Below are 8,887 nucleotides of genomic sequence, written 5' to 3' on the forward strand. Positions count from 1 at the left end.
ATTAATGAAATCAATTTTAAAATCCTGCTCAAGCACTGGTGGATTATTAGCAAAATCTATTATGCTAATTGAGTCTAATAAAAGGCCATTTTGCGCCTTTAATTTGGATTTAAGGTTTAATAATAAGCGTTGATATTTATCTATTGATCGCGTTAATGTATAAGCATCTCTTGGTAGAATATTTGCTGTATTTAATACATTCGTTAATTTTCCGATAATGTTATTAACTGCTACCAATTGCCACTGGTAGTCCACCCAATCAATCAGCTCAATAACTTTATCTTCAATAAAATCCTCTTGAGCTTCGGCAAGAACTAACTTTTCATCAAAAAAATCTAAAACTGCCAAATCATAGGTCTTTTGATCAATCAAACCATTTCTATTTTTAAGTAGTGGTAGCGTCCAACTAACATTTATTTCATCTAAATATTCAGTGGTGCTCTTATTTTTTTGATAACCATTTTTATCATGCATTTCTTCATCTTTAATTGGCAATGACCGATCAAAAGAAAAAGATAATTCAGAACCATTACTAAAGAAGTTTTTTGATAGATCGGATGAAATTTTACGCACTTGTTGACTGGTATTTTGAGCGTAGTCAGCGCTTGAAGTATAGTCATATTTAAACTTACTTTTATGAATACGACCTAACTCTGCGCCAATACGCCAATCCCAATCTTCATAATTAACCCTATCACCTAACATTTCAATCTGTTTGATCTCAAGATTAAGTATTTCTCTTTCAAAAAACTCATTGGAGTTAAGCAACTGATTTATAAAGGTTTTTTGAGAATACGAGGCAGCAGGTTTGCTTAATAAAAAAATAAATATCATTAATAACCGCATCATTATGACCCATTTAAATTAAACAATTATAAGTAAGATTAATTTCACATAAATATTCATTTCGCGCACTATATTTGGTAAAATTGTCTAGTTATTTTTTGATAATAAAAGATGCAGGGAATACCAGATAATATAAAACTATTAAGCTTCGCTAAAAAAGGGTTAATTTTTTCACAGACATACTCTGTAAAAGATTTTCCTAGAATTAATGAAATTGTCACCAATACGGATGACAAAGTCAAAGCGAGCTTAAGTTTTTATATTGAGAATGGCAAAATTCCTTGTATTGAAGGTAGTATTGAAATAGACGTTGCTCTGGATTGTCAGCGCTGTCTGGATGAGGTTAAACTTAATTTAAACCCTACGTTCAAATTAGCTTTTATTATTCATGAAAATCAAGCTGAGGAATTAGATCCAAGCTTTGAGACAATTCTGAATGCAGATGAAGAATTCTCAACAATAGAATTTTTAACGGATGAGGTGCTAATATCCATTCCAATGATACCGATGCATTCACACGAATGCCAATCGTACAAGGATAAAAGCCCAGTAATAGAGCAAGAAGAGCGTAAAAACCCTTTTGCAATTTTAGAACAATTAAAAAACTCAACAAAGGAGTAATTAAAATGGCTGTACAAAAAAGTAGAAAAACACCATCAAAAAGAGGCATGCGCCGTTCACACAATGCACTAACAGGTCCAGCATTATCTGAAGATCAAGAAACTGGTGAGATTCACTTGCGTCACCATGTGACTGCTGATGGCTACTACCGTGGTAAAAAGGTAATCAACACAAAAGACGTTCAAGAAGTAGAAGCTTAATACTTCCATGACTATTAAGGTATCAATCGATGCCTCAGGGGGAGATCATGGAATACCTGTTACAATTAAAGCGGGTATTAAAGCTTTGGGTGTGTTTAAAGATCTACATATAACTTTTGTAGGTGATCAGTCTTTAATTAAGACTGAATTAAATAAACACTCCCCTTCCGATAAAACTTCTGCCAGAATTCAGATCGTTCATGCTACTGAGGTAGTATTAATGGATGAATCTCCTGCGCTCGCTCTACGCAAAAAGAAAGACTCATCAATGCGTGTCGCCATCAATTTAGTCAAATCCAATGAAGTGGATGCCTGTGTTAGTGCTGGCAACACTGGTGCACTAATGGCTATTTCCCGTTTTGTACTAAAGACGATCAAAGGCATTGACAGGCCAGCTATCATGGGGCGCATGCCAACAATGACTGGCCATACTCACATGTTAGATTTAGGCGCCAATGTTGATTCAAGTCCGCAAGCTTTACTTGAGTTTGCCACCATGGGCGCTATTGCCGTTGAGCAAACCGAATCCATTAGCAGACCTACTGTCGGTCTGCTAAACATCGGTGAAGAGGACATGAAGGGCAACGATAAGATTAAAAAAACATCTGAATTACTCAAAGCTTCAAACCTAAATTACACAGGCTTTGTTGAAGGCGATGATATCTACAAAGGTACAGTTGATCTCGTTGTGTGTGATGGTTTTGAAGGTAATATCGCCTTGAAAGCTAGTGAAGGTGTTGCAGCAATGATGGGTCTATACCTGAAGCGCGCCTTTACTCGTAACTGGCTAACCAAAATTGTCGCTTTAATCGCCACACCAGTATTAAAAGACTTTAAAGCTAGCCTAGATCCTGGTAAATACAATGGTGCTAGTTTGTTAGGTTTGCGTGGCATTGTTGTTAAAAGTCATGGTGGTGCCAAAAGCGATTCATTTTTTATGGCAATCTCAGAAGCACATCTTGAAGCCAATGCTAAAATAATTGATAAGATATCATTACAGGTTTCAAAAGAATTGGAAAAAGATGAATAAATTTGCACGAATCATAGGTACTGGTAGCTATCTACCACCAACTGTTGTAACTAATGACGATCTTTCAAAAACCATTGACACAACAGATGAGTGGATTACAACACGAACTGGCATCAAACAGCGTCGTCGTGTCACCACCGAAAGTACTTGTGATTTAGCAGAGATGGCTTCTAACAATGCTTTGGAAATGGCAGGTATTGATGCTAGCGAACTTGATTTAATTATTCTTGCAACCACAACACCAGATAAAATTTTTCCAGCAACAGCAACCATGTTGCAAAAAGCAATCGGAGCTAACTGCCCTGCTTTTGACTTACAATCTGTTTGTGCAGGCTTTATTTTTGCACTAACTACAGCAGAGCAATATATTAAAACCGGTGCAGCTAATAAAGTTTTAGTAGTCGGCAGTGAAACCCTATCCAGAATCGTTGACTGGAGTGATCGCTCTACTGCCATTTTATTTGGCGATGGTGCAGGTGCTGTTGTCTTGAGTGGTAGTGAAGAAACAGGTATTCTACATTCAAAACTATTTAGTGATGGAAACTACCTATCTTCATTACAAGTCAATAACAACTTTATTAATGAAACTGGATTTATTGAAATGGCTGGCAATGAAGTTTTTAAGATCGCAGTAAGCCGATTATCACAACTTGCAGCAGACACTCTTGAAGCGGTAGACATGGACTCAGAGGAGCTTGATTGGATGGTACCACATCAGGCTAATATACGCATTATCTCCAGTGTTGCAAAACGCATCAAAACACCTATGGATAAGGTGATTGTCACATTAGAGAATCATGGTAATACATCTGCAGCATCAATTCCATTGGCGCTTGATACTGCTGTTAGAGATGGTAGAATTAAAAAAGGCGATAAACTACTCATGGAAGGCATTGGTGGTGGATTTAGCTGGGGTAGCGCTTTAGTACAATACTAAAACTTTCTTGATTGTAATTTAGCAATCAACTGTTGAAGCGAATGAGCATTAACACTTAACAACTCTAACTCTTTACTCGCTTTCACATACAAGGCTTGATAAGCCTTTTTAGATGCCTCCAGGCCAATAACTGATGGATAGGTAGGTTTATTTTTATCAATATCTGAATGTTGATTTTTTCCCAAAATTCCTTCTGGTGCCTCCACATCCAAAACATCGTCTTGTATTTGATAAGCCAATCCAATTGCTTGCGCAAATGCTTGCAAAATAGAACGATCATTTTCACTACACTGTGCAACAATCGCACCTAAATTAACAGCGCAACTTAAGAGTGCACCAGTCTTTTTTCGATGCATATTTTCAAGTACTGAAACATCGACTTTTTTTTCAACAATCGATAAATCAATCGACTGCCCTTCTGCCATCTCAAAGGCGGCATGAGTTAGTGATGATAACAGCTCTATCTTAATGTGGTCAGTAAGTAAAGAATCCTTAACCAAAACTTCAAAGGCAAGCGCCTGAAGACCGTCGCCAGCTAAGATTGCTTGGGCTTCATTAAAACGCTTATGACAAGCGGGTTGATTATGTCGAATATCATCATCATCCATTGCAGGAAGGTCATCATGAATTAGTGAATAGGCATGAATTAATTCTACTGCACAAGCACTAGAATCTATTTTTTCTAAATCTGTATTGAACAAGCTTGCTACACAGTAAGCTAGAATTGGTCTAAACCTCTTGCCACCTGCTAGTACGCTATAACGCATAGGCTCGGCTAATGAATTTTGGACTGACAGGTATGATTCAAGCTTTTTATTTACTCGACTTGTATACGAATCAAATTGCATACTAATCAATCAAGACTCTTCGAAAGGCACTTCATTAACAAAGCCATCTTGTTCAGTCAATTTTGAAATTTTTTGACTGGCCTGGTCTAATGCCGATTGACAAGATTTAGTCAATTCAACCCCCTTAGAAAAATATGCCAAAGAATCCTCTAAACTTAGATCACCAGACTCCATAGTATTTACAATTGCTTCTAATTCACTTAAGCCTTTATTAAAATCAAATTTTTTTGTCATAATTTAACGCTTGCCTCCACCGCCTGCTTTAAAGAGTATTTTATCCATTATTCTACTAGGCAATATTCTTTTCAACAGTGCAAGTAACTTGGTAGGAAAGGTTACCCGGTAGTGAATTTTTGCCTTTTTTGCGGTTAATGCATGTAAGGTGCACTTTAAAATCGATTCTGGCGGCAATGTATAGTCAGCCAATTTATCCGATTTTAAGCGTTTAATCATTTGCTGATAATTTGCTTGATAAACGCTATTACGCATATCAACATTAGCTTGAAAAGCCTTATAAGCATTTTCTCTAAATTTTGATTCAATAGGACCAGGCTGGATCAATGAAAGCTGTATATTAGTACTTGCTAACTCTAAGCGTAATGTGTCAACTAAGCCTTCTATGGCAAATTTAGACGCATTATACGGCCCACGAAAAGGCATTGCCACAAATCCTAAAACCGAACTTAAATAAACAATTCTGCCTGTATTATTTTGCTTCATCGATGGTAGCACTAAATTGGTTAACTCATGCCATCCAAATACATTAGTCTGAAACTGCGCCTCAAGCGCCTCACGAGAAATATCTTCTAAAGCACCGACCTGCCCATAGGCGCCATTATGAATTAAGCCGTATAAACAATCAACCTGGGCATGAATTGCTTGAACAGCTTGCTTGATTGATTCAGAAGATTTTAAATCTAGTTGAAAAGCCTCGAAACCAAGTTGACGTAAATTCTCAACGTCTTGGGGATTTCTTGCTGTGGCAAATACTCGATAGCCCGCTTGTTTTAACCCTTGGGCTAGACAAAACCCAATACCACTTGAACAGCCTGTAATCAAGACTGATTGCACTACCTTTTCCTATTTTTCTTATGTGGTGTGTGACTATCCAAACTACTATGTTCAGACTGTGCCTTAGTCCAAAATTCAGCAACTGATTTAAGCTCTGGATTAATACTCTGAGAACGTAACACTAAGAAATCGTAAGCCATACGAAAGCCTTTATTTGACAACAGATCTTCTATCTTTTTAGGCTGCATTTTTTCAAGACGATTTTGCATCATCCAAGTATCTTTAATGCGTGCAGTCAACCACCTTGGTAGCGACACTTGCTTAATTTGATTAATAATAACTTCTTCTGAAGCTTGACTCATTGCTAAATAAACACTTTTTTCTTTTTTCTTAATAATTTGATAACGCTCATTTTGAGCCTGCCATAGAAATACCGCAAACAGAAAAGCTGGTGTTACTGGCTTGTTTCTTTTAATTCTATTTGAAGTATTATTTAAAGCGATTTTTATGAAATCATTTTTACGAGTTTGTTTAAACAAATGTTTTAATAAATCATACTTTTCCAAACGCTCAAAAACTTTGAAGCCGTACTCATTGTGAAATAGCTTAATACACTCTTCATATAAACGTGCTGGCGAAATATTACTAAGCAGTGATGCCTGCTGATGGATAGCTGTTTTAATCTCATCGCTCAATTCGAAATCGAGCTTGGTTTGAAATCTTAACGCTCTAATCATACGTACCGGATCCTCTTCAAAGCGAACCATTGGATCACCAATAATATGAATTTGATGAGACTCGATATCTGTTAAACCGCCTATATAATCAATGACCTCTTCAGTGTTAATATCATAATATAAGGCATTAATACGGAAATCACGGCGAACCACATCCTCTTCGATTTTTCCATAACAATTATCGCGAACAATAACACCACTTTTGGCAGTTTTAACTTGGCCCGATCTAAAAGTTGCAACCTCAAGATATTTTCTAGCTGAAAACATCACGTGTACTAGGCGAAAGCGTCTACCGATTAAACGAGAGCGTTTAAATAGTTTATTTACTTGTTCAGGCTTAGCATTAGTAGCAATATCAAAATCTTTAGGCTTGAGTCCTAACAACAAATCACGTACACAGCCACCAACTAGATATACCTCAAACCCTGCTTTAGAAATCGTTTGGACAACTTTAACCGCATCCCTGTCGAGTAGTTTTTTATTAAAATTAACTCGCTTACGGACAGGCTTTGAATTTTTCTTTCTACGAAATATGTTGAAGATCGACAATCGGCTTTGGACTCCACCCATCTTGTTGGTGCTCAGCTATAACACTTGTATAAACGCCACCACGCACATTAAAAATAGCTTTTAGTCGCATAAATCTAGGATTAGTCGCTTTTACTAAATCATTTAAAATTTCGTTAGTAACAGCTTCATGAAAAGCACCTTCATCACGAAATGACCAAATATACATCTTTAAGGATTTAAGCTCAACGCATGCTTGATCAGCAATATATTCAAGATGCAAAGTAGCAAAATCAGGCTGACCAGTTTTAGGACAAAGACAGGTAAATTCTGGCATGTCGATTTTAATAACAAAATCACGCTCAGGATTGGGATTGTCAAAGACTTCAAGTTCTTTACTAGGATGTGAAGACATAGTTTCTTTCGGATCAAAAAATGATACTATTTTACACGCCTATTAGCTGTGTTGAAATGGTGATATTAAAAAGGTTTCGTAATCAAACGACTAAATTTTCCATGACGATAGGCATAAAACACAATGACAATAAATAAAACCAGTAGATGTACCCACCACAAGCCTATTATTGGCAATAATTCTCCATGTTCTAAACTAGATTTTGCAACCAAAAGCGCATTGTTATAAATAATAAAGACCATAATACCAACAATTACGCCTAGGTTTTTTCCACCCCGAGGAGAAGCCTTGCCCAGCAAGATACCAAATACAGATAATATCAAAACACTAATAGGCTGCGATAGACGCCATTGCCATTCAGCTATCTCTTTCGTATCGCTTGAAAACAATATATCTAAGGTTGGCTTCGATTCTATTTTAGCTGTACCCTCACTACCATGCTGTTTATTGCCATCAATAATCTGAAGATCGTACACATCAAAATCGAGGATTTTTTTATTCGCATCTGTTGGGAAGCCATGATAACGCGATCCATTTTTCAACCGTAAATAAACACTTTTAGTATTTTTATCAGTGTATTTTTGCGCTTGTGCGGCTAAGGTAATTATCGGCTCTTCGCCTGCCATTGCATAAACAAAGATTTCTTCCATATCTTGTGTTGATTCGCCTTTAATCGACTCAACCTTAGCAGCATAAAAAACCAACTTACCCTGTTTAAATTCTTGAAACTCACCCTCTTTGATAAATGAAAATTCTGAAGTGTTTTTACTACGGTCCATAATCATGCTATGTTGCTGCTTTGACCAAGGAACGGCAACTGTGGTTAGAAATAGAATAAAGATAAAGATAAAGACAACCACTGGCTGAATAAAAACCATAAAGTGTTTATCGCCCACACCTAAAGAATTCATAACAATAGCTTCGGAATCTTTATAAGATTTGCCAACTACCAAAATAATTGCTAAAAATAATGACAGAGAAAGAATTAAAGGCACATCCCTAATCATATTAAAGCCAACAAGTGGCAGCAAGTCAGCAATTGGAATGCCATCTTCGACACTCTCTTTAACAACCAATACCAATTGATTGCCAAAAATAACCAGTCCGATTACAATAAATACAGCGGCTAATAGCATCAGTACTTGACGCATCAAATACTTAGCTAGAATGCTATTTTGAAGTTTTATCGATTTACGAAGAAGTGTTTTCATAGGGTTTAAACTAGAATTGGATACTAGTATAAACCATGAATAAACATTTTATTTCTTTTGTGACATAGAGGCGAAAAACTCATCGTTGGTCTTGGTCAACTTTAATCGATCAATCAAGAATTCAGCCGCTTCAACAGTATCCATAGGATGTAATATTTTTCTCAAGATCCACATCTTTTGCAACTCTTTCTCATCTGTAATTAACTCTTCACGGCGAGTGCCTGAAGCATTAATGTTAATTGCTGGGAAGATGCGTTTCTCACTTAGGCGCCTCTCTAGATGAAGCTCCATGTTTCCGGTACCTTTAAATTCTTGATAAATTACTTCATCCATTTTTGATCCGGTATCAATTAAAGCTGTGGCAATAATAGTAATACTGCCACCATTTTCAATATTTCTAGCCGCACCAAAGAAGCGCTTCGGGCGCTGTAATGCATTCGCATCTACACCACCAGTTAACACCTTGCCTGATGATGGTGCAACAGTATTGTAAGCTCTAGCAAGACGAGTAATAGAGTCTAACA

11 protein-coding genes and 1 pseudogene are annotated in these 8,887 nt (G+C 36.8%); 4 read left to right on the forward strand and 8 right to left on the reverse strand.

The window, feature by feature from the left end:
- Positions 1–834: hypothetical protein (locus P8M52_RS01080; RefSeq protein WP_300306081.1), on the reverse strand; the 834-nt coding region annotated here is incomplete at its 3' end.
- Positions 835–957: 123 nt separating this feature from the next.
- Between P8M52_RS01080 and P8M52_RS01085 the strand changes: the two genes are divergently transcribed.
- Genes P8M52_RS01085 through P8M52_RS01100 form a run of 4 tightly spaced genes read left to right on the forward strand, consistent with a single transcriptional unit; the run spans position 958 to position 3,634 of the window.
- On the forward strand, positions 958–1,467 hold the full coding sequence (locus P8M52_RS01085) for a YceD family protein (RefSeq protein WP_300306084.1): 510 nt from the start codon (positions 958–960) through the stop codon (positions 1,465–1,467).
- A 5-nt stretch (positions 1,468–1,472) separates the two neighbouring features.
- A complete protein-coding gene (gene rpmF, locus P8M52_RS01090; protein ID WP_300306087.1) occupies positions 1,473–1,667 on the forward strand; it encodes a 50S ribosomal protein L32 in 195 nt (64 codons plus the stop codon).
- A 7-nt stretch (positions 1,668–1,674) separates the two neighbouring features.
- On the forward strand, positions 1,675–2,697 hold the full coding sequence (gene plsX / locus P8M52_RS01095; RefSeq protein ID WP_300306090.1) for a phosphate acyltransferase PlsX: 1,023 nt from the start codon (positions 1,675–1,677) through the stop codon (positions 2,695–2,697).
- Positions 2,690–3,634 carry a beta-ketoacyl-ACP synthase III gene (locus tag P8M52_RS01100; protein WP_300306092.1) on the forward strand — a complete coding sequence of 315 codons (945 nt, stop codon included), beginning with the start codon at positions 2,690–2,692 and terminating at the stop codon, positions 3,632–3,634. The genes plsX and P8M52_RS01100 overlap by 8 nt, the downstream gene beginning before the upstream one ends.
- Here the strand turns inward: P8M52_RS01100 and P8M52_RS01105 are convergent.
- The 7 genes and pseudogenes from P8M52_RS01105 to rho form a co-directional block, all read right to left on the reverse strand.
- Positions 3,631–4,482, reverse strand: coding sequence for a polyprenyl synthetase family protein (locus tag P8M52_RS01105; RefSeq protein ID WP_300306105.1), 852 nt, complete (start codon positions 4,480–4,482; stop codon positions 3,631–3,633). The genes P8M52_RS01100 and P8M52_RS01105 overlap by 4 nt on opposite strands.
- Positions 4,483–4,491: 9 nt before the next feature.
- A complete protein-coding gene (locus P8M52_RS01110; protein WP_300306095.1) occupies positions 4,492–4,716 on the reverse strand; it encodes an exodeoxyribonuclease VII small subunit in 225 nt (74 codons plus the stop codon).
- Positions 4,717–4,719: 3 nt separating this feature from the next.
- Positions 4,720–5,553 (reverse strand): SDR family NAD(P)-dependent oxidoreductase, encoded by an 834-nt coding sequence (locus tag P8M52_RS01115; protein ID WP_300306097.1) that lies wholly within the window; start codon positions 5,551–5,553, stop codon positions 4,720–4,722.
- On the reverse strand, positions 5,553–6,773 hold the full coding sequence (pcnB, locus tag P8M52_RS01120) for a polynucleotide adenylyltransferase PcnB (RefSeq protein WP_300306108.1): 1,221 nt from the start codon (positions 6,771–6,773) through the stop codon (positions 5,553–5,555). Before pcnB ends, P8M52_RS01115 begins: the two co-directional genes overlap by 1 nt.
- Positions 6,754–7,152 (reverse strand): preQ(1) synthase, encoded by a 399-nt coding sequence (gene queF / locus P8M52_RS01125; RefSeq protein WP_300306099.1) that lies wholly within the window; start codon positions 7,150–7,152, stop codon positions 6,754–6,756. The genes pcnB and queF overlap by 20 nt, the downstream gene beginning before the upstream one ends.
- A 65-nt stretch (positions 7,153–7,217) precedes the next feature.
- Positions 7,218–8,363 (reverse strand): LPS export ABC transporter permease LptF, encoded by a 1,146-nt coding sequence (gene lptF, locus P8M52_RS01130; RefSeq protein WP_300306102.1) that lies wholly within the window; start codon positions 8,361–8,363, stop codon positions 7,218–7,220.
- A gap of 48 nt (positions 8,364–8,411) precedes the next feature.
- Positions 8,412–8,887, reverse strand: a pseudogene (gene rho / locus P8M52_RS01135) (transcription termination factor Rho); the annotation flags it as partial.

Source organism: Candidatus Thioglobus sp. (assembly GCF_029243085.1).
Classification (GTDB): Bacteria; Pseudomonadota; Gammaproteobacteria; order PS1; family Pseudothioglobaceae; genus Thioglobus_A.